This window comes from Mixta theicola (assembly GCF_002895925.1).
GTDB classification, from domain to species: Bacteria; Pseudomonadota; Gammaproteobacteria; order Enterobacterales; family Enterobacteriaceae; genus Mixta; species Mixta theicola.
In genome coordinates, this window is record NZ_NWUO01000015.1 from 1 (window position 1) to 18,760 (window position 18,760).

Below are 18,760 nucleotides of genomic sequence, written 5' to 3' on the forward strand. Positions count from 1 at the left end.
TCGGGGGCGTCGCGGCGAACTGGGGATGGAAGTGAGTTCGGAGCTGTCGCGGCGGACTGGGGGGTATTTAGTTCGGGGGGCGTCAGCAACAGGCTGGCCGTTCCGTAAAGACGTCGTCAATCCATCCCTGGAGACTCCGCCGCGTCATCCCTGACGCGGAGGCTTTACTCCACGGCCAGCCTGTCGCTTCCCTGGCTTAAGTGCCAGTCTGTCCGCCGCTTTTCGGAACTGTGAGGTTTATAACAAGCCATCCGGTAAAATTAAAAAAGAACGTACCGGCAAAACAGAGCAGCAAGACTCTCAAAAACGCGGATAATTGCCCTGTGGGTACATGATCCAGGTTGGAGTGCCTGGTTTCCAGCATATATTATTCGCATCTAACCACCCTCCCATATCTTTACCCCTGCCGTCAAAAACATTATTCGATGGCCGTAATCCACTAAGATTCATTGCGCCAGATACTTTTTTTATTTCGTAAGTGAATAACTTTTTCATATAACCCTCCTTTAATTTATCAGGTACATCCTCTTTCCTTTATTCTGAAGAAATATTCTTCAAAATCTTCCTTGCGCAAAATATCTCCCTGAAGAACGGTGACGTATCCTTTCGCGGGCGTGAATTCGCCAGGAATTTTTTTATTAATAGTCCATAATCCACACGCAGCATATAGTTTACTTTCGTTTGTGGCACGCTCTGACCATATTATCCTTAAAAAAACTTCCTCAGGGTTTATTGCAGACAGTATCTTCTCATAGAGGAGTTCGCCTTCTGATTTACTTGCCACAAAGCCGTTATAGCCCAAAGAGAAATATTTTACCTGAGCAAGCTCTTCTTCAACGCTCATGGCATTAACGGGTAATGATAAGCTGAATAATAATAAATAAATTAATCTAAGCATTGACGCTCATCCTTTTACTTAGGAGAGTATATAATCAGAAATCCTATTTCTTTTAAATTGACAGGGCTCACCTTTCAATAAATTAACGACGGCTATTATTCATCGTTTTAATATAAAGACATTGATAATAATATCTATTTTTATATTAAACGATGAACGTAACGCCAAATAAAGGACAAGGCAGGCAGAAGAGGCGGACCTCCGCTGCCTGGGAAGGCGCGGAGGCCACAGGGATGGGTTCATGCCGTTCCGCCGGGCGGCCTGCCCTGCCGCTATAGCGGCCAGATATGCTCAATTAACAGCTGCACGCTGCGGTTGCCGCGGAACTCATTCACATCTAACTTACAGGCCAGCTCTACGTGCCGCACGCTGGCATCCGGCCAGAGACGCGTATCGATGTTAAACGCGATGCCGTCCAGTAACGGGCCGTCCCCCTGTTGCCATGCGGGATGATAAAACGTCAGCCCTAACGACAACGCCTCGCGGCTGAGCTCCAACTGGTTACAAAGCGTTAGCGCCTCCGCCTACATCCCCTTATTCAATCTTTATGGTTTACTGGCCCTAAAAAAACCGTAAATTAAGTTTGATTTAAATTACCTAAAGGGAGTTTTGGGTATGAGTAGCTACAGTGAAATAGCCCAGCGGATAGTAAAAATATTGGTTTCGCCTGATGCAGTCTTCGGCTTTTGGAATGGCGTAATGTCAGTACCAAAAGATATTGGTTATCTGGCGTACGGATTTATAGACACAGATTCACGCTCCGTTAGGGAAAACGAACGGATCAGGATGATGACAGCGATCCGCTACGGTATTTTGAAAAATCATAATTTCATTAAAACCTTAGAGATCGTTTTTGAAGCCTTCAACCAATATGTTCCGAAAGAAAGACAGAACAGTATTTATAGTAAAGCACTGTTCTCCGTTGCTGGCAGAGCTACAGCTAACACTTTGATTTCTGGACGTATCGCGCAGAATATTGCGCAAAAGAGTAGCTTACTCATCGGTATACGTGGCAGTATTATTGGTAATGCGTTGCTGGCTGGGGGAATGGCAGAACGCTGCATTTATACTTCCCGTCGGCTTCAATCTGATGTCCCGGAGGTATATAGCGCTCTACGGCCTCACGATTATGATTTTCTATACTTTTTACTTGAGCCGGCTCTTCAACCCTTTGTAGAGGCGTTACACGTTAGATGGACTAACGGAACGTTAGCTTTTAACCAAATCCTTGATGCGGTAGATAATGAATTCAAAAAAAGATAATGCGAAACGCGAGACGGTGATTCGCACGATCCTGCATTACCTGGGTTCACTGCTCGGCACTCCGGTTTTTCTGTTATGCGCCTACTGGTTTTTCCATTTTGAGACCTGGACGGAGCGTGGCGTTTATATTGGCCTGACGCTGCTGGCTGTCTACATCTTGATCAAGCTGGTACCTAAAAAATACCATTAAACCCAGTTGCGGCCGACGGAAACCGCAAACCTGAGCAAGGATATTATTTATATCGTCAAGAAAAACAGTTAACGCATTGTATGATAATCAAAAGCTGACAGAAGAGGCCCTTCTCCGATGCCAGCTTAGCCTTACAGCGGCCAGATATGCTCAATTAACAGCTGCACGCTGCGGTTGCCGCGGAACTCATTCACATCTAACTTATAGGCCAGCTCTACGTGCCGCACGCTGGCATCCGGCCACAGGCGCGTATCCACGTTAAAAGCGATACCGTCCAGTAACGGACCGCCGCCTAACGGCTCAATCATCACCTTCAGATGCCGTTCGCCCACCAGCCGCTGCTGTAACAGCTTGAACTTGCCATCAAAAACCGGCTCCGGGAACGCCTGCCCCCAGGGACCGGCATCACGCAGCATCTCTGCGGTTGGCAACGTCAGCTCCTGCGCCATCAGTTCGCCATCGGACCAGATAACGCCCTGCAACGCTTCCGCATCCAGCCAGCCGCCAACCAGCTCGCTAAACAAGGCGCTGAACTGCTCGAACTTCGCCTCCTCCAGCGATAGCCCGGCGGCCATTGCATGTCCACCAAACTTCAAAATCAAACCGGGATGCAATGTATCCAGCCGCTCAAGCGCATCACGTAAATGCAAACCGGCTATCGAACGACCAGAGCCCTTCAACGTGCCGTCGCCCGCCGGAGCAAAGGCAATTACCGGACGGTGAAAACGCTCTTTCAGCCGCGAGGCCAGAATACCAACGACGCCCTGATGCCATTCAGGATGATAAAACGCCAGCCCCAAAGGCAGCGCCTCGCTGCTGCGCTCCAGCTGATTGCAAAGCGTCAGCGCTTCAGCCTGCATCCCCTGCTCAATCTCTCTGCGCGTTTGGTTTAACGCATCCAGCTCGCTGGCCAACATGCGCGCCTGCGCCAAATCCTCCGTCAGCAGCAGCGCCACGCCGACTGACATATCATCCAGACGGCCCGCAGCATTCAAACGCGGTCCCAGCGCAAAGCCAAGATCGCTGGCGGCCAGCTGACGCGCATCGCGATTGGCGATCTCCAGCAATGCGCGAATTCCCGGACGACACCTGCCCGCCCGGATGCGGCTCATTCCCTGCCAGACCAAAATACGGTTATTGGCGTCCAGCGGCACCACGTCCGCCACCGTGCCTAACGCCACCAAATCCAGCAGCTCCGCCAGATTAGGTACGGCCAGGCCGTTGTCGAACCAGCCCTGCTCGCGCAAATGCGCCCGCAGCGCCAGCATCAAATAAAACGCAACGCCAACCCCGGCCAACGCTTTTGAGGGGAAAGTACTGTCGTTAAGGTTGGGATTAACGATCGCCTCCGCCGCAGGCAGCGTTTCGCCCGGCAGATGGTGATCGGTCACCAGCACAGGGATCCCCTTCTGATGCGCGCATTCAACGCCCGCATGCGAGGAAATACCGTTATCAACCGTTAGTATCAGCTCCGCGCCGCGCGCTGCCGCCTGCTCCACTACTTCCGGGCTCAGGCCATAGCCGTCATCAAAACGGTTAGGCACCAGATACTGTATATTCTGGCCGCCCATACTACGCAACGCCAGCACGCTCAGCGCGGTGCTGGTCGCACCGTCGGCATCAAAATCACCGACGATCATAATCTGCTTCCGATCGCGTAGCGCCTGATGCAGCAAGGAAACTGCCCGATCCATACCGCTCAATCCCTGCCAGGGAAGCAGGAACTTCGCGCCGCGTTCCAGCGCGTGCTCATCGCTTACGCCACGCAGGGCATACAGACGGCGCAGCAGCGGATGAAGATCCGCTGGCAGCGCCGTATCGTTTGCCGCCTCACGGCGGCGGAGTTGCGTCGGTTTATTCACGAATATTTAGCTACCGCTTTTTTGTTTATCAAGCAGCTGTTTCAGCTCTTGCGGCCCCTGATAGCCAGGGATCATCAAGCCATTTTCCAGCAGCATTGCCGGTGTGCCCTGAATGCCAAACAGAATGCCCAGCTGATAGTGCTGGTCGAGATTAATTTTGCAGTCGGCAGGAGAAACTTTGCCGCCTTTCATCGCCGCATCAAACGCCTTATTACGATCCGCCGCGCACCAGATAGATTTCATCTCTTCCGCCACCTGACCGTTCATCCCTTCACGCGGGAAAGCCAGATAACGTACGGTGATACCCAGCGCATTATAATCCGCCATCTCCTGATGCAGCTTACGGCAGTAGCCGCAGGTAATATCGGTGAAAACGGTAATCACATGCTGCTCTTTCGGCGCTTTGTAAACGATCGCTTCTTTACTTAACGCATCAACTTTCTGCAGCAGCAGCTGATTGGTGACGTTAACCGGATGCGCGCCGCTGACGTCATACAGCGGGCCCTGAATAAAATGTTTTCCATCTTCGGTAACATACAGCACGCCGCTTTCCGTAAGCACGGTTTTCATTCCCGGCAGCGGAGAGGGCTGGATTTTCGTCTGCTGCAGTCCCAGCTTGCGCAGCGATTGCTGAATCGTAGCGTCGTCGGCCTGTGCGGCGCCGGTAACAGCGGCAGCCAGCAAGGCGACGATGGCAAATGTTTTCTTCATCCTGTTCCCTTATTATTCCGCCGCCTCAGGCGCGCGGATGATGCTGTTGATGTAACTGACGCAGGCGCTCGGTGGCGACATGCGTGTAAATCTGCGTGGTGGAGAGATCGCTGTGCCCCAGCAGCATCTGTACGACACGAAGATCCGCGCCGTGGTTCAGCAGATGCGTGGCGAAGGCGTGCCGCAGAACGTGCGGCGAAAGCTTTTCGCTGTCGATGCCCGCCAGCGTGGCATAGTGCTTAATCCGGTGCCAGAACGTTTGGCGGGTCATCTGCTGCGCCCGGTTGCTGGGAAACAGCACATCAAGCGCCAGGCCGTTCAACAGCCAGGGGCGGCCATACTCCAGATACTGTTCCAGCCAGTGTATCGCCTCTTCCCCCAGCGGCACCAGCCGCTCTTTGTTACCCTTGCCAATCACGCGTACCACGCCCTGACGCAGGCTGACGTCGCTTACCGTGAGTCCCACCAGTTCCGAAACGCGTAGCCCGGTGGCGTACAGCAGTTCCAGCATCGCCTTATCACGCAGCTCAATCGGCTGTTCAACGCTGGGCGCCTGCAGCAAACGTTCGACCTGCGCTTCGGAAAGATCTTTCGGCAGGCGCTGCGGCAGTTTCGGCGAAGAAAGCAGCGCGCTGGGATCGTCATCCCGCAGTTTTTCGCGATAAAGATATTGAAACAGACGCCGCATAGCGCTCAGCAGGCGCGCCGAACTGGTGGCTTTATAACCGCCCGCCACGCGATCGGCAAGAAAAGCCTGTAAATCCGTCGTCCCGGCCTGCAGCAGCGTTCGCTCATGGTGCTTCAGCCAGCCGGTCAGCGATTGCAGATCCTGACGATAAGAAGCCAGGGTATTTTGCGCCAGATTACGTTCGATCCACAGCGCATCCAGAAACTGTTCAATAAGATCGTTATCCTGCACTTTTGCCTCTTTGCGCAATCGTGTGATTTGGCCTTCATTATGCCTGAAAGCTGCGGCCTTCTGATACAATTGCGCCCATCTGAAGCTATTTATGAGTAAAAGTTCCGCATGAAAATTGGCCTTTTTTACGGTTCCAGCACCTGTTATACCGAAATGGCCGCCGAGAAAATTCGTGATTTTATCGGCGAGGAGCTGGTAACGTTGCATAACCTGAAAGACGATTCTCCGGCGCTAATGGAGCAGTACGATATGCTGATCCTCGGCATCCCGACCTGGGATTTCGGCGAGCTACAGGAAGACTGGGAAGCGATATGGCTGGAGGTCCCGACGCTTAACCTGCGCGGTAAAGTGGTGGCGCTGTACGGGATGGGCGATCAGCTGGGTTACGGCGAGTGGTTTCTTGACGCGCTGGGTATGCTGCATGAGCTGCTGGCGCCGATGGGCGTACAGTTTGTCGGCTACTGGCCAATCGAGGGCTATGAATTTACCAGCCCTAAACCACTCACCGCCGACGGTAAACAGTTTGTTGGTCTGGCGCTGGATGACGTGAATCAGTTTGAAGAAAGCGATGAGCGCATAGAACAGTGGTGCGAACAGATCCTGACGGAAACCGCGACGTTACTGTAGGCTTCTTCAACGCTCTCCCGGGTGCGTATTGCCTGGGAGTAATCTGTCAAAGATAGCCATTCAGCAGGCGACGCAGCGCACGCCAGTTCGCTTCGCTCATGCTATCGCGCATTAGCCACAGAGAAAGGCGTTTTCCCTGCTGGGTACGTAGCGAAAGCAGTACGCCAAACGGCAGGATAAAAGGCGGCCGCGTTACCCAACCGCTCTGCTGCTGCCAACGCCAGCAGCGGCTTTCATCCGTGGTTAACTGCCCGCGCAAACGCTGCTGTAACTGCAGACGATGCCGTAGCTCAATGATTAATAGCAGCAGCAGCCCGACAATAAACGGTGCCAGCGGCGTTGGCCAGGGCAACAGCAGCAGCCCGGCGGCGATCGGCAGGTAAAGCGCAAAGGTAACGCGCCGCGCCCATGCCGAGGGATTAATATCAGATTGCCACCGCACCACGTTCCGGGCCACGCTGCTGGTTACGCGTCTGGATCAGCTGCACCATACGTTTTAGCTCTGCATCCGCCGGTTCACCATGATTCATCAGCCAGTTAAACAGATCCGGATCGTCGCTTTTCAGCAGGCGAATAAACAGCGCTTTATCGTCATCGCTTAACGAATCATATTCATATTTAAAGAAAGGCATGATGGCGATGTCCAGCTCCAGCATGCCCCGGCGGCATGCCCAGTGAATACGGGATTTATCGTTAATATCCATGTGTTCCGTCATCGGTTAGCTCAAATATGCTGGCTAGTGTAGCGCTTTTTTTCCGGCCTGTTGTAAGCAAATTCCTTCCCTGCGCGCCGCGCCGCACAGCACCAGGACAAATTGCAGGGTTATCGCGCGATTTGTGCGTCCGTTTCCGGAAACAGGTTGCAAAGCCCTCTTGCTCTTTTAATATGAGGTCACACTTGTTATTCACTGACTCTTCAGGATTTCGCTATGCCTGACTTTACTTTTCCACCGCGCCAGCCTGTGGCTTCATCCCGGCTGCCGCTGACGTTAGTTTCACTGGAAGACTGGGCGCTGGTTTCAGTTCAGGGCGCTGACAGCACCTCTTATTTACAAGGCCAGGTGACGCTGGATGTCGCCGCTCTGTCGGCTGAAAAGCATCTACCCTGCGCGCACTGCGATGCCAAAGGCAAAATGTGGAGCAACCTGCGCCTGTTTCACCGTGGCGCAGGCTACGCCTATCTGGTACGCCGCGGCCTGCGCGATACGCAGGTTACCGAGCTGAAGAAATACGCCGTATTTTCTAAAGTGACCATCGCTGCCGATGAGAGCGCGGTGCTGCTTGGCGTCGCGGGCTTTCAGGCCAGAGCGGCGCTGACTAACCGTTTTGCCGCCCTGCCGGATGCACAAACGCCGGTAGTGCAGGATGGTGATTCCACGCTGCTGTGGTTTGCGGCCCCAGCCGAGCGTTTCCTGCTGGTGACCACCGCAGAGAAAGTCAGCGAGCTGAAACAGGCGCTGGAGGGCGAAGCCCAGCTAAACGACAGCCAGCAGTGGCTGGCGCTGGATATTGAAGCGGGCCTGCCGGTGCTGGATGAAAAAACCAGCGCGCAGCTGATCCCTCAGGCCACCAATTTACAGGCGCTGGACGCGATCAGCTTCAAGAAAGGCTGCTATACCGGCCAGGAAATGGTGGCACGCGCCAAATTCCGCGGCGCCAACAAGCGCGCGCTTTACTGGCTGGCAGGGAAAGCCGGGCGCGTTCCCGAAGCGGGCGATGCGCTGGAGCTGAAAATGGGTGAAAACTGGCGGCGCACCGGCACCATTCTGGCGGCGGTACAGCTGGAATCAGGCGATGTGTGGGTGCAGGCGGTATTAAATAACGATCTGGAAGCGGAAAGCGTGCTGCGCGTACAGGGTGATGAAGGCGGCCAGCTGGCAATTCAGCCGCTTCCCTATTCGCTGGCAGAAGCCTGATTAAATCACAAGGTAACAGGCGGCTGCACGGCCGCCTTTTTTAACGCTTATTTGGCCACGGCACGTCAATACAGAACGATAAAAACGGTGGAGACATTTAACCCGTACGCGCTCGTCGGCGTCCGGGGCAAAATCTGGTAAGGTATGGCGCGGAAATCACTGGCGGATACAGCATGTTTACTCACAGTATAATTTCAACGCTCAATGACACAGAGATGATGGTTTACAACACCGTGATCAAAAGCGGTGACAAAGTGATGTATATGACCATTCGTGAACTGGCCGATGCCGCTGGCGTCTCTACTACGTCGGTATTACGCTTCTGTCGTAAAATGCAGTGTGAGGGTTATTCCGAATTTCGCATTCGTTTTAAATTATATCTGGAGCAGGAGCAGCAGCGGCCCATTAATTATGGCGTTAATGAAATCGTCAGCTTTTTTAAAAGCATTAATAACGATGAATTCGAAAATTTAATTAGCCAGGCGGTGGATCATATTTTAGCCGCGCAGCGTATTATTTTTGTCGGCGCGGGCACTTCCGGTACGTTAGGGAAATATGGCGCACGCTTTTTCTCTAACGTGGGTAAATTCAGTAGTTATATTGACGATCCTTATTATCCGGTCAGCAGCGATATGTATAAGGATGCCGTCGCGATTATTCTTTCCGTTTCGGGTGAAACGGAGGAAATCCTCAGGCTGGCCAGCCAGTTCAGCCTGCACCGCTGCAAAATCATTACGATTACCAATAGCGAAACCAGCTCTCTGGCCAAACTGGCCGATTTTAATATTTCCTGTCATATGCCGTTAATACGCATGAACGGCGGCCTTGATATTACGAGTCAGGTGCCGACAATGTATATTATCGAGACGATTGGTCGTAAACTCGCCGGTCGCAAGGTGAAATAAAACAGTCTGTTTTTCTCAGGTAACAAATCACGTTTGTCACGTTTCGTTATAACGTGACATTCTTCCGCGCTTTGCTACACTCCGGTCAACGTTTGCAACCAAACCGTTATATTTCTCCACGCCCTTGATGACGGCTGCACTATTATTCTCCTGCCGCCGCTTAATATCACCGGGCGCTGCGTGAACCAGGCCTTGGTTTTACTGTAACAGTAAGGATCTCTTTATGACAAAGCAGCAGCAATTACCGAAGGATTTTCTCTGGGGCGGCGCCGTTGCCGCGCATCAGGTTGAAGGTGGCTGGGATCAGGGTGGTAAAGGCATCAGCATTTGCGACGTGCTTTCCGGTGGTTCGCACGGCGTCGATCGTGTGATGACCGATGGCGTGCAGCCCGGCTATAACTACCCGAACCATGAGGCGGTTGATTTTTATCATCGCTATAAAGAAGATGTCGCACTTTTTGCCGAGATGGGTTTTAAATGCTTCCGTACCTCTATTGCCTGGACGCGCATTTTCCCCAACGGCGATGAGCTGGAGCCGAACGAAGCGGGCCTGCAGTTTTATGACGATCTGTTCGATGAGCTGCTGAAACACGGCATCGAACCGGTGATCACCCTGTCACACTTTGAGATGCCGTGGCATCTGGTGAAACAGTACGGCGGCTGGCTGAACCGTAAAGTGGTCGATTTTTTTGTGCGGTTTAGCGAAGTGGTCATGCGTCGCTATCAGCACAAAGTGAAATACTGGATGACCTTTAACGAAATCAATAACCAGCGCACCTGGAACTATCCGCTGTTCGGCTACTGCTGTTCCGGCGTGGTCTTTACCGATCATGAAAAGCCTGAACAGGCGATGTATCAGGTGATGCATCATCAGTTTGTCGCCAGCGCACAGGTGGTGAGCCTGGGTCACCGCATCAACCCCGATTTCCAGATTGGCTGCATGATCGCCATGGTGCCGGTTTACCCCTTCTCCTGCCATCCGGACGATGTCATGTTTGCCCAGGAAGCGATGCATCGGCGCTATGTCTTCAGCGATGTGCAGATGCGCGGCTACTATCCTGCTTATACGCTGCATGAGTGGGCGCGCAAAGGCTATCACATTGAGATGGAAGCCGACGATGAAGAGATCCTGCGTAACGGCTGCTGCGACTATATCGGCTTCAGCTATTACATGAGCAATGCGGTACAGGCGAATACGAAAGGCGAAGGCGACTCGATTACCGGCTTTGAAGGCAGCGTGCCGAACCCGCACGTGAAGGCGTCTGACTGGGGCTGGCAGATCGATCCGGTCGGCCTGCGCTATACGCTAAATATTCTGTATGAACGCTATCAGAAACCGCTGTTTATCGTGGAAAACGGCTTTGGCGCTATCGATAAACCGAACGCCGACGGCTTTATTGCAGACGATTACCGCATCGATTATCTGAGCGCGCACATTGAGCAGATGAAAAAAGCGGTGCTGGAAGATGGCGTCGATTTGATGGGCTATACGCCGTGGGGCTGTATTGACTGCGTCTCTTTCACTACCGGCCAGTACAATAAGCGCTATGGTTTTATCCATGTGGATAAGAATGATGACGGCAGCGGCACCATGGCGCGCGCGAAGAAAAAGAGCTTCGCCTGGTATCAGCAGGTGATCGCCAGCAACGGCGAGCAGCTGTAAACAGAAAGAGATACTCCCCGCTCCATGCCGCCCGCTTTTTGTATTTTTGCGGAAGATACAGGCTCCCTGAGCTGTAATGCCGCTCAATTAAGGATCGGTTGACCGATCCAGTAGCTGTGTAAAAATCCGGAAATGCTCACTCGTTTCTGGATTTTTTTATGCACTCTGGGGTGTCGTCGTATTTTGCGCACGAATTACCACGATGCGTGCGGCAACCGTACCGATCACCACTCCCATAAAGACAGGTTTGCCCTTAATAAAATCATGGGCCGTTTTGGTATAGCCATCCAGCGTCCTGTAAATAGCTAATCTTTCATTAAATTTTACTTATTCACACTTCAATTTGGATAAAAAACTTTTAGGAGTTTTTCTTTTTTATTTTTAAAAACCTCAAGGTCGTGATTATCGTTCATTTTTTTCATATAAATATCTTTTTCTTTATTAAAGTCTTTATCATCCATCATAAATAAAGCCATCAAATAATCTATATCATTAACTCCACCAGCTCTTTTTAATGATATGACTTTTTTATAGCATGATGGCTTATAGTCACCAACCCTGTCTTTCAACATACACTCATGTAAAAGCAAAGAGGTGTTTTTATGTTTTTGGTTAAATGCTTCAAGCACAGAAATTGCTTTTTTATATTCCCCCCTTGAAGACAGAACCCCTGAATACATCCTTATGACATTAATATTGTCTGGATTATCATCAGAAAGGGAAGATAAATTATTTAATATTGATTTTTTTATGTCTTCATTACTTGAAATAGCATATTTTTTTATCAGACAGGATGCTTCCTTTGTTGATTTTTCATATTGTTTCTCAACAGCATAAGCATTAATTACCCACAAAAATGTCATCGTAAGCAACATATTCTTTAGGATCATATTAAAACCTGGCGAATGGAGTTAAAACAATAATTTTTTCATAGATGATGGAAATGGTACGGCACTACCAACATAGCCTCCATCATAGATATAACCAGACTCAACTTCTATTTCTGGTAATTAATATATATTTCTTTTCATCTCAAACTGAACTGAACCAATAAAAATATCATCAACACCCACTGCGAAATACTTTCCTTTATTTCTTTCTAATTTATATATTTTATTGTTTAAAACATCCCTGACATTACACCAAAACAAAACATTACCACTTCCCGCAGCCTTAGCTGCGTTAGTTTTTCCAGTGGCCGATATAGACAATTTTTTCACGTTTGATAAATTTTCATCTCTAACGGTTAAATTAATAGAAAAGCTGGCATGTATACCTACACCTTCAATTCTTAGATCAGCAAACTGAGAATAATTAAATGATTTTATTGCCATAATAGTTTCACTCCCTGTGAATATTATCTACAGCACAATAGCAAAAGCCAACATTAAATATAGAACCATTTCTGTAAGAACAGGTGAAATGGCTGGTATTACCGGGCCGATGGAAGCGAAGTTATCTACGGGAGCTCAGAGTGAAATCCAAAATACCCTGATAAAAAACTGCTGGTCACCTTAAGTGACCAGCATTCCTCCCTGAACGGGCACTTGGGCATCAACCTCGAAAGCCAGATAAATTCCGACCTTTTTGGCTACTGCAAACAGGCTTACTGATAGTCGCTAAGCGGCACGCAGGAACAGAACAGATTGCGGTCGCCGAACACATCATCCAGACGTTTCACCGTCGGCCAGTATTTATTGGCGCTTCCCGCCGGGAATACCGCCAGTTCACGACTGTAAGGATGCGTCCACTCGCCCACCAGCTCCTGTTGGGTATGGGGCGCATTCACCAGCGGGTTATCCTCCAGCGGCCACTCGCCATCCGCCACGCGATCGATTTCCATACGAATCGCCAGCATCGCATCAATAAAGCGATCCAGCTCGGCTTTCCCTTCTGATTCGGTCGGCTCAACCATCAGCGTACCGGCAACCGGGAATGACATCGTGGGCGCATGGAAGCCGTAATCGATCAGGCGCTTCGCAATATCCAGCTCGCTGATGCCGGTCTGCTCTTTTAGCGGACGAATATCCAGAATACATTCATGCGCTACGCGGTTATCGCGTCCGGTATACAACACCGGATAAGCAGACTGCAGACGGCTGGCGATATAGTTCGCGTTCAGGATAGCCACCGAGCTTGCCTGTTTCAGCCCTTCCGCGCCCATCATGCGAATATACATCCAGCTAATCGGCAGAATCGACGCGCTGCCAAACGGCGCGGCGGATACGGCGCCCTGCTGCGTGAGCAAATCATCAATTTGCACTACGCTATGGCCCGGCACAAACGGTGCCAGGTGCGCTTTTACGCCAATAGGGCCCATACCCGGACCGCCGCCGCCGTGCGGGATACAGAAGGTTTTATGCAGGTTCAGGTGAGAAACGTCCGCGCCAATATAGCCCGGCGTGGTGATCCCGACCTGCGCGTTCATATTGGCGCCGTCAAGATAGACCTGGCCGCCGTACTGATGAACGATCTGGCAAACCTCACGGATGGTCTCTTCGTATACGCCGTGCGTGGAAGGATAAGTCACCATAATGCAGGAGAGCGCGCTTCCTGCCTGCTCCGCTTTCTGCCGTAAATCATGCAGATCGATATTGCCCTGTTTATCGCAGGCTACCACTACCACCGTCATGCCCGCCATCTGCGCCGACGCCGGATTGGTGCCGTGCGCCGAACTGGGGATCAGACAGATATGACGTTCGCCTTCGTTATGGCTTTCATGGTAACGGCGAATCGCCAGCAGACCGGCATATTCTCCCTGCGCGCCGGAGTTAGGCTGCATGCACAGCGCATCGTAGCCGGTCAGCTGCACCAGCCACTGAGAGAGCTGGCCGATCATTTGCAGATAGCCCGCCGCCTGCTCCGCCGGGCAGAACGGATGCAGCTCGGCAAACTCCGGCCAGGTGATCGGGATCATTTCAGCAGCAGCGTTGAGCTTCATCGTGCAGGAGCCGAGCGGGATCATCGCCTGATTCAGCGCCAGATCCTTTTTCTCCAGGCTGTGCATATAACGCATCATCTCGGTTTCGCTGTGATAACGATTGAAGACCGGATGGGTCAGGATAGGCTGCTGGCGCTGCAGCGCGGGCGGAATGGAGCGGCTGTCAACGCCAACCTCGACGTCTAACGCGTCAATATCCAGCCCGTGCTCGTCACCCAGCAGAATAGCAAACAGCGTGGCGACATCTTCGCGACTGGTGGTTTCATCCAGCGTAATGCCAACCGCCTGATGAATATCGGTACGCAGATTGACGCCAAAGCTGAGCGCGCGCGCCAGCACCGCCGCCTTATCCGCAACCTCAACGGTAAGGGTATCGAACCAGCTGTGATGACGCAGCGTCAGGCCGCCTTTTTGCAGCCCGGCCGCAAGAATATCGGTCAGACGATGGATGCGGCTGGCAATACGCTTCAGCCCTTGCGGACCGTGGAACACGGCATAAAAACCGGCGATATTGGCCAGCAATACCTGCGAAGTACAGATATTGGAGTTCGCCTTTTCACGCCGGATATGCTGTTCGCGCGTTTGCATCGCCATACGTAACGCAGTGTTGCCGGCGGTATCGCGCGATACGCCGATAATACGCCCCGGCATCGACCGTTTAAATTCATCGCGGGCGGCAAAGAAGGCCGCGTGCGGACCGCCGTAGCCCATCGGTACGCCAAAGCGCTGGGCGGAACCGAAAACAATATCCGCGCCCTGTTTGCCCGGCGCCTCCAGCAGCAGCAGCGCCATAAAATCGGCCGCCACGCTAACCACAACCTTACGGGCTTTCAGTTCGCCAATCAGCGCCCCGTAGTCATGAGCTTCGCCAGTGGTGCCGGTCTGCTGCAACAGCACGCCGAATAACGCTTCATGTTCCAGCGCGCGCTCTGCTTTATCCACCAGAATTTCAAAGCCGAACGTCTCCGCCCGCGTTTTAACGACGTCCAGCGTTTGCGGATGAATATCGTCGGCGATAAAGAATTTATTGGCGTTTTTAAGCTTGCTGACGCGCTTCGCCATCGCCATCGCTTCTGCCGCGGCGGTGGCCTCATCCAGCAGCGAGGCGGAAGCGATGTCCATTCCGGTTAAATCCAGCGTCAGCTGTTGGAAATTCAACAGGGCTTCAAGTCGTCCCTGCGAAACTTCCGGTTGATAAGGCGTATAGGCGGTGTACCAGCCCGGATTTTCCAGCAGGTTGCGCAGAATAACCGGCGGCGTCAGAACCGGCGTATAGCCCATGCCGATATAAGATTTGCAGCGCTGATTACGGCTGGCGATCGCTTTTAGCTCCGCCAGCGCCTGATGTTCCGTCAGCGCATCGCCAACGGCAGGCGGGCCAGGCAGCTGAATGTCGGCGGGAACGATGCTGGCGATAAGCTCGCTGAGCGAACCGGCGCCGATTGCCTGCAGCATGCTTTCCTGCTGTGTGGAAGAGGGGCCGATATGGCGTTCGATAAAGGCGCCAGTATGTTCAAGCTGGCTGAGTGTCTGAGTCATGAATCGTCAATCCTGAAGGGCGGCTACCGCTATCAACATAAGCGGCCAGCCGCAGCCGACCGCTAAAACCTGGACGTCAGCGCATCATCGTGGCGCCGACAGCCTGCCGGATGTTATTCGTCAATGGATGCCAGATAGGCTGGTGCATCCATCAGCTGGTCCAGTTCAGATTCGTCGCTGGCTTTAAGGCGAAACAGCCAGCCAGAAGCGTAAGGCTCGCTGTTTACCAGCTCCGGCGAGGCCTCCAGCGCGTCGTTAACCGCCACAACTTCGCCGCTTAACGGTGCGTAAATATCCGAGGCCGCCTTAACCGATTCCGCAACGGCGCAGTCGTCACCGGCGGCGAAGCTGCTGCCCACATCCGGCAGATCGATAAATACCATATCGCCCAACAGCTCCTGCGCATGTTCAGTAATGCCAACGGTATACGTGCCGTCCGCTTCCTTACGCACCCACTCATGACTTTCACGATATTTTAATTCATTTGGCACATTGCTCATCGCTGCATTCTCCTGCACTGGTTACTGAGCGACCGGTTTACCGGCGCGAACAAAAATAGGTTTAGTGACTTTGACCGGCATTTCCCGATTACGAATCTGTACAATGGCCTGCTCGCCAATACCTGCCGGAACGCGGGCCAGCGCAATGCTGCAGCCTAAGGTAGGGGAAAAAGAGCCGCTGGTAATTACGCCCTGCTGCAGGTTGCCCTGCGCATCGGTAAACATGACCGGCAGATCGTTACGCAGTACGCCTTTTTCCGTCATGACCAGGCCGACCAGTTTTTCGGTGCCCTTTTCACGCTGATGTTCCAGCGCTTCGCGACCGATAAACTGACGATCGGCTGGCTCCCAGCAGATCGTCCAGCCCATATTCGCCGCCAGCGGCGAGACGCCTTCGTCCATATCCTGACCGTACAGATTCATCCCGGCCTCCAGGCGCAGCGTGTCACGCGCGCCCAGCCCGGCGGGCTTCACGCCTGCGGCCAGCAGCTGCTGCCAAAATTCGGCTGCCTGCTCAGCAGGCAGCGCGATTTCATAGCCGTTTTCGCCGGTATAGCCGGTGGTGGCAATAAAAAAGCCGTCTGACTCAACGCCAAAAAAAGGTTTCATACCGCTAACGGCCTGACGCTGCGCATCGCTAAACAGCGTTTGCGCTTTCTGCTGGGCATTCGGCCCCTGTACGGCTATCAAAGCCAGATCGTCACGCACCTGTAACGTGACGCCGTACGGCTGCGCATGCTCGCTAATCCACGCCAGGTCTTTTTCACGCGTGGCGGAGTTGACCACCAGCCGGAACGCGTTATCGGTGATAAAATAAACAATTAAATCATCAATCACGCCACCCGATGCGTTCAGCATGGCGCTGTAAAGGGCCTTGCCTGGCTGCGTCAGTCGCGCAACATCATTAGCCAGCAGCGTGCGCAGAAATTCCCGGGTGCGTTCACCGCGCAGATCGACAATGGTCATATGGGAAACATCAAACATGCCGGCATCCGTCCGCACCGCATGATGTTCATCCATCTGCGAGCCATAGTGCAGCGGCATCATCCAGCCGTGAAAATCGACCATGCGGGCACCGCAGGCTTGATGTTGTTGATACAAAGGAGTCTGCTTCATAACATTCCTGTGCGTTAACGGGTTAAACAGACGCTAAAAGAGGTTAAAACGTCTGACGCAAACGTTCTCTTTACTCTGACGTTATCATTGAATGGCCCGTTTAACCATAAGCTAAACAAGGGCGAATCCAGCCCGATAGCGTCCAGAGCCTTACGGATTGTGCAGAATTTTTCACTGAAAAAATGCGTGGCGAGGCACATAACTAACAACAGAAGCGCAACAAAGCAGTTTAAAAACCAGTCAGTTAATAAATAACGTTAAAAAAAGCCGCTAACGAACGGTTCCCGAAATTAGAAAAACTAATGCGAATGAGAGGGTAAAATTAGAATAATTCAAACGAGCGCGCGAAAAGCATGCAGCTGCCTTAAACGGGTGCATTACGCCGCAAAGCGCCGCGAAAAAACGGATAACGCGCGTTTAACGGCGTAAAAAAGGGCCGAACGGCCCTGAGAGGGTGGAAACGTGCCTGCGCTATAGGGAGCTCGGCCCTGTTAGCCGACTACGCTTAGCGCAGCCACTCCGGCAGATCCTGCAAGCCCATCGCCTGTTTCAGCAAACGCGGCTTAACGCCGGGCAGCCGATCCGCCAGCCGCAGGCCAACATCGCGCAGCAGTTTTTTCGCCGGATGATTACCGGCAAACAGTTCACGAAATCCCTGCATATTTGCCAACATTAATGCCGCGCTGTGTTTGCGGCTGCGCTCATAGCGGCGCAGGTAAAGATGCTGACCAATATCTTTGCCCTGCTGATGCAAACGGCGGATTTCGCCGGTTAACTCAGCGGCATCCATAAAGCCCAGGTTAACGCCCTGCCCAGCAAGCGGATGGATGGTATGCGCCGCATCGCCAACCAGCGCCAGTCGATGCGCTGCAAACTGGCGGGCATAGCGCGCCGTCAGTGGGAAAGTCTGACGTTCGCTTTCCAGCTCGCACAGACCAAGGCGCATATCAAAAGCGACCGACAGCTGTTGGTTAAACAGCGCAGCGGGCATCTCGCGCAGCCGGGTGGCTTCCTGCGGCGGCAACGACCAGACAATCGAGCAAAGATGCGCATCGCTCAACGGCAGAAAGGCCAGTATCCCTTCGCCGTGGAAAACCTGGCGCGCCACCGCCTGATGCGGCTGGCTGGTACGAATATTCGCTACCAGCGCGTGATGCTGATAGTCCCAGAAAGTTAAGGGAATATCGGCTTTTTCACGCAGCCAGGAATGCGCGCCGTCAGCGCCGATCAGCAGGCGCGCGCTCATCATGCTGCCGTCCTGCAGAGTGATGAAGGCTTCGTTATCGCCAAAGGCCACCTGCTGCAGCTGCGCCGGTGCCAGCAGCGTAATATCGCTTAGCTGCTGTGCCCGCTGCCATAAAGCCTGATGGATGGCCTGGTTTTCAATAATATAGCCAAGGTGGCTAATGCCCTGCGGCTCATCAAATTCGATGCGTCCAAAACTATCGCGATCCCATACTTCCATGCCGTGATAAGCGCTGGCACGCTGTGCCAGGATCGCGGACCAGACATCAAGATGCTGCAGCAGCCGTTCGCTGGCGGCGTTAATCGCAGAAACGCGTAATCCGTGCGGTTCGCTGGGGTTAAAGGGTTCCGGCACAGACTTTTCCAGTACCGCGATACGCAGACCGCAGCCCTGTAATCCGCAGGCTACCGCCAGCCCCACCATTCCGCCACCGGCGATCACCACATCATAAGTTTGCATTGAAA

At 52.8% G+C, this 18,760-nt stretch carries 19 protein-coding genes and 1 pseudogene; 6 read left to right on the top strand and 14 right to left on the bottom strand.

Annotation, left to right across the window (positions count from 1 at the left end):
- Positions 1 to 300: 300 nt before the first annotated feature.
- From COO59_RS16950 to COO59_RS16960, 3 genes and pseudogenes are all read right to left on the bottom strand, one after another.
- Positions 301 to 495: a hypothetical protein gene (locus COO59_RS16950; RefSeq protein WP_103060924.1), complete on the bottom strand. Its 195-nt coding sequence runs from the start codon at positions 493 to 495 to the stop codon at positions 301 to 303.
- Between the two features lie 19 nt (positions 496 to 514).
- Positions 515 to 898, bottom strand: coding sequence for an MchS3 family protein (mchS3, locus tag COO59_RS16955; protein WP_103060925.1), 384 nt, complete (start codon positions 896 to 898; stop codon positions 515 to 517).
- 272 nt (positions 899 to 1,170) lie between these two features.
- Positions 1,171 to 1,332: pseudogene (locus COO59_RS16960) on the bottom strand (hypothetical protein); the annotation flags it as partial.
- Between the two features lie 181 nt (positions 1,333 to 1,513).
- Between COO59_RS16960 and COO59_RS16965 the strand changes: the two are divergent.
- Entirely contained in the window at positions 1,514 to 2,161 is a 648-nt protein-coding gene (locus COO59_RS16965) for a restriction endonuclease subunit S domain-containing protein (RefSeq protein ID WP_103060927.1), read from the top strand.
- A complete protein-coding gene (locus COO59_RS16970; protein WP_103060928.1) occupies positions 2,142 to 2,351 on the top strand; it encodes a hypothetical protein in 210 nt (69 codons plus the stop codon). Before COO59_RS16965 ends, COO59_RS16970 begins: the two co-directional genes overlap by 20 nt.
- Before the next feature lie 131 nt (positions 2,352 to 2,482).
- Here COO59_RS16970 and recJ read toward each other — a convergent pair whose 3' ends face one another.
- From recJ to xerD, 3 genes are read right to left on the bottom strand one after another with little or no spacing between them, the layout of a single operon-like run.
- Positions 2,483 to 4,213 (bottom strand): single-stranded-DNA-specific exonuclease RecJ, encoded by a 1,731-nt coding sequence (gene recJ / locus COO59_RS16975; RefSeq protein WP_103060929.1) that lies wholly within the window; start codon positions 4,211 to 4,213, stop codon positions 2,483 to 2,485.
- Positions 4,214 to 4,219: 6 nt separating this feature from the next.
- Positions 4,220 to 4,924, bottom strand: coding sequence for a bifunctional protein-disulfide isomerase/oxidoreductase DsbC (gene dsbC, locus COO59_RS16980; RefSeq protein WP_103060930.1), 705 nt, complete (start codon positions 4,922 to 4,924; stop codon positions 4,220 to 4,222).
- A 25-nt stretch (positions 4,925 to 4,949) separates the two neighbouring features.
- Positions 4,950 to 5,843: a site-specific tyrosine recombinase XerD gene (gene xerD, locus COO59_RS16985; protein WP_103060997.1), complete on the bottom strand. Its 894-nt coding sequence runs from the start codon at positions 5,841 to 5,843 to the stop codon at positions 4,950 to 4,952.
- A 108-nt stretch (positions 5,844 to 5,951) separates the two neighbouring features.
- Here xerD and fldB point away from each other — a divergent pair, with 108 nt between their 5' ends.
- On the top strand, positions 5,952 to 6,470 hold the full coding sequence (gene fldB, locus COO59_RS16990; RefSeq protein WP_103060931.1) for a flavodoxin FldB: 519 nt from the start codon (positions 5,952 to 5,954) through the stop codon (positions 6,468 to 6,470).
- Between the two features lie 46 nt (positions 6,471 to 6,516).
- Here fldB and COO59_RS16995 read toward each other — a convergent pair whose 3' ends face one another.
- Positions 6,517 to 6,912: a protein YgfX gene (locus COO59_RS16995; RefSeq protein WP_165786536.1), complete on the bottom strand. Its 396-nt coding sequence runs from the start codon at positions 6,910 to 6,912 to the stop codon at positions 6,517 to 6,519.
- Positions 6,896 to 7,174: an FAD assembly factor SdhE gene (gene sdhE, locus COO59_RS17000; RefSeq protein ID WP_085070265.1), complete on the bottom strand. Its 279-nt coding sequence runs from the start codon at positions 7,172 to 7,174 to the stop codon at positions 6,896 to 6,898. Before sdhE ends, COO59_RS16995 begins: the two co-directional genes overlap by 17 nt.
- Positions 7,175 to 7,399: 225 nt before the next feature.
- Between sdhE and ygfZ the strand changes: the two genes are divergently transcribed.
- From ygfZ to COO59_RS17015, 3 genes are all read left to right on the top strand, one after another.
- The gene (gene ygfZ, locus COO59_RS17005) at positions 7,400 to 8,386 is read left to right on the top strand and encodes a tRNA-modifying protein YgfZ (RefSeq protein WP_103060933.1); all 987 of its coding nucleotides are present in this window, start codon (positions 7,400 to 7,402) and stop codon (positions 8,384 to 8,386) included.
- Positions 8,387 to 8,559: 173 nt separating this feature from the next.
- On the top strand, positions 8,560 to 9,291 hold the full coding sequence (locus COO59_RS17010; RefSeq protein WP_103060934.1) for a MurR/RpiR family transcriptional regulator: 732 nt from the start codon (positions 8,560 to 8,562) through the stop codon (positions 9,289 to 9,291).
- A gap of 223 nt (positions 9,292 to 9,514) precedes the next feature.
- Positions 9,515 to 10,954 carry a 6-phospho-beta-glucosidase gene (locus COO59_RS17015; protein WP_103060935.1) on the top strand — a complete coding sequence of 480 codons (1,440 nt, stop codon included), beginning with the start codon at positions 9,515 to 9,517 and terminating at the stop codon, positions 10,952 to 10,954.
- Between the two features lie 338 nt (positions 10,955 to 11,292).
- On the opposite strand, the gene COO59_RS17020 is transcribed toward COO59_RS17015, so the two are convergent.
- The 6 genes from COO59_RS17020 to ubiI form a co-directional block, all read right to left on the bottom strand.
- Positions 11,293 to 11,844 carry a hypothetical protein gene (locus COO59_RS17020; protein ID WP_103060936.1) on the bottom strand — a complete coding sequence of 184 codons (552 nt, stop codon included), beginning with the start codon at positions 11,842 to 11,844 and terminating at the stop codon, positions 11,293 to 11,295.
- 120 nt (positions 11,845 to 11,964) lie between these two features.
- Positions 11,965 to 12,288: a hypothetical protein gene (locus COO59_RS17025; RefSeq protein ID WP_103060937.1), complete on the bottom strand. Its 324-nt coding sequence runs from the start codon at positions 12,286 to 12,288 to the stop codon at positions 11,965 to 11,967.
- A 272-nt stretch (positions 12,289 to 12,560) separates the two neighbouring features.
- A complete protein-coding gene (gene gcvP / locus COO59_RS17030) occupies positions 12,561 to 15,434 on the bottom strand; it encodes an aminomethyl-transferring glycine dehydrogenase (protein WP_103060938.1) in 2,874 nt (957 codons plus the stop codon).
- Between the two features lie 113 nt (positions 15,435 to 15,547).
- Positions 15,548 to 15,934: a glycine cleavage system protein GcvH gene (gcvH, locus tag COO59_RS17035; RefSeq protein ID WP_103060939.1), complete on the bottom strand. Its 387-nt coding sequence runs from the start codon at positions 15,932 to 15,934 to the stop codon at positions 15,548 to 15,550.
- Positions 15,935 to 15,955: 21 nt separating this feature from the next.
- Positions 15,956 to 17,050, bottom strand: coding sequence for a glycine cleavage system aminomethyltransferase GcvT (gcvT, locus tag COO59_RS17040; protein ID WP_103060940.1), 1,095 nt, complete (start codon positions 17,048 to 17,050; stop codon positions 15,956 to 15,958).
- 505 nt (positions 17,051 to 17,555) lie between these two features.
- The gene (gene ubiI, locus COO59_RS17050; protein ID WP_103060942.1) at positions 17,556 to 18,755 is read right to left on the bottom strand and encodes an FAD-dependent 2-octaprenylphenol hydroxylase; all 1,200 of its coding nucleotides are present in this window, start codon (positions 18,753 to 18,755) and stop codon (positions 17,556 to 17,558) included.
- Between the last annotated feature and the right edge of the window lie 5 nt (positions 18,756 to 18,760).

What these genes read in the sequence shown, in the direction of transcription:
- COO59_RS16950 (WP_103060924.1), bottom strand. Translation starts at nt 495, where the DNA reads ATGAAAAAGTTATTCACTTACGAAATAAAAAAAGTATCTGGCGCAATG.
- mchS3 (WP_103060925.1), bottom strand. Translation starts at nt 898, where the DNA reads ATGCTTAGATTAATTTATTTATTATTATTCAGCTTATCATTACCCGTT.
- COO59_RS16965 (WP_103060927.1), top strand. Translation starts at nt 1,514, where the DNA reads ATGAGTAGCTACAGTGAAATAGCCCAGCGGATAGTAAAAATATTGGTT.
- COO59_RS16970 (WP_103060928.1), top strand. Translation starts at nt 2,142, where the DNA reads ATGAATTCAAAAAAAGATAATGCGAAACGCGAGACGGTGATTCGCACG.
- dsbC (WP_103060930.1), bottom strand. Translation starts at nt 4,924, where the DNA reads ATGAAGAAAACATTTGCCATCGTCGCCTTGCTGGCTGCCGCTGTTACC.
- fldB (WP_103060931.1), top strand. Translation starts at nt 5,952, where the DNA reads ATGAAAATTGGCCTTTTTTACGGTTCCAGCACCTGTTATACCGAAATG.
- sdhE (WP_085070265.1), bottom strand. Translation starts at nt 7,174, where the DNA reads ATGGATATTAACGATAAATCCCGTATTCACTGGGCATGCCGCCGGGGC.
- ygfZ (WP_103060933.1), top strand. Translation starts at nt 7,400, where the DNA reads ATGCCTGACTTTACTTTTCCACCGCGCCAGCCTGTGGCTTCATCCCGG.
- COO59_RS17010 (WP_103060934.1), top strand. Translation starts at nt 8,560, where the DNA reads ATGTTTACTCACAGTATAATTTCAACGCTCAATGACACAGAGATGATG.
- COO59_RS17015 (WP_103060935.1), top strand. Translation starts at nt 9,515, where the DNA reads ATGACAAAGCAGCAGCAATTACCGAAGGATTTTCTCTGGGGCGGCGCC.
- COO59_RS17020 (WP_103060936.1), bottom strand. Translation starts at nt 11,844, where the DNA reads ATGATCCTAAAGAATATGTTGCTTACGATGACATTTTTGTGGGTAATT.
- COO59_RS17025 (WP_103060937.1), bottom strand. Translation starts at nt 12,288, where the DNA reads ATGGCAATAAAATCATTTAATTATTCTCAGTTTGCTGATCTAAGAATT.
- gcvP (WP_103060938.1), bottom strand. Translation starts at nt 15,434, where the DNA reads ATGACTCAGACACTCAGCCAGCTTGAACATACTGGCGCCTTTATCGAA.
- gcvH (WP_103060939.1), bottom strand. Translation starts at nt 15,934, where the DNA reads ATGAGCAATGTGCCAAATGAATTAAAATATCGTGAAAGTCATGAGTGG.
- gcvT (WP_103060940.1), bottom strand. Translation starts at nt 17,050, where the DNA reads ATGAAGCAGACTCCTTTGTATCAACAACATCAAGCCTGCGGTGCCCGC.
- ubiI (WP_103060942.1), bottom strand. Translation starts at nt 18,755, where the DNA reads ATGCAAACTTATGATGTGGTGATCGCCGGTGGCGGAATGGTGGGGCTG.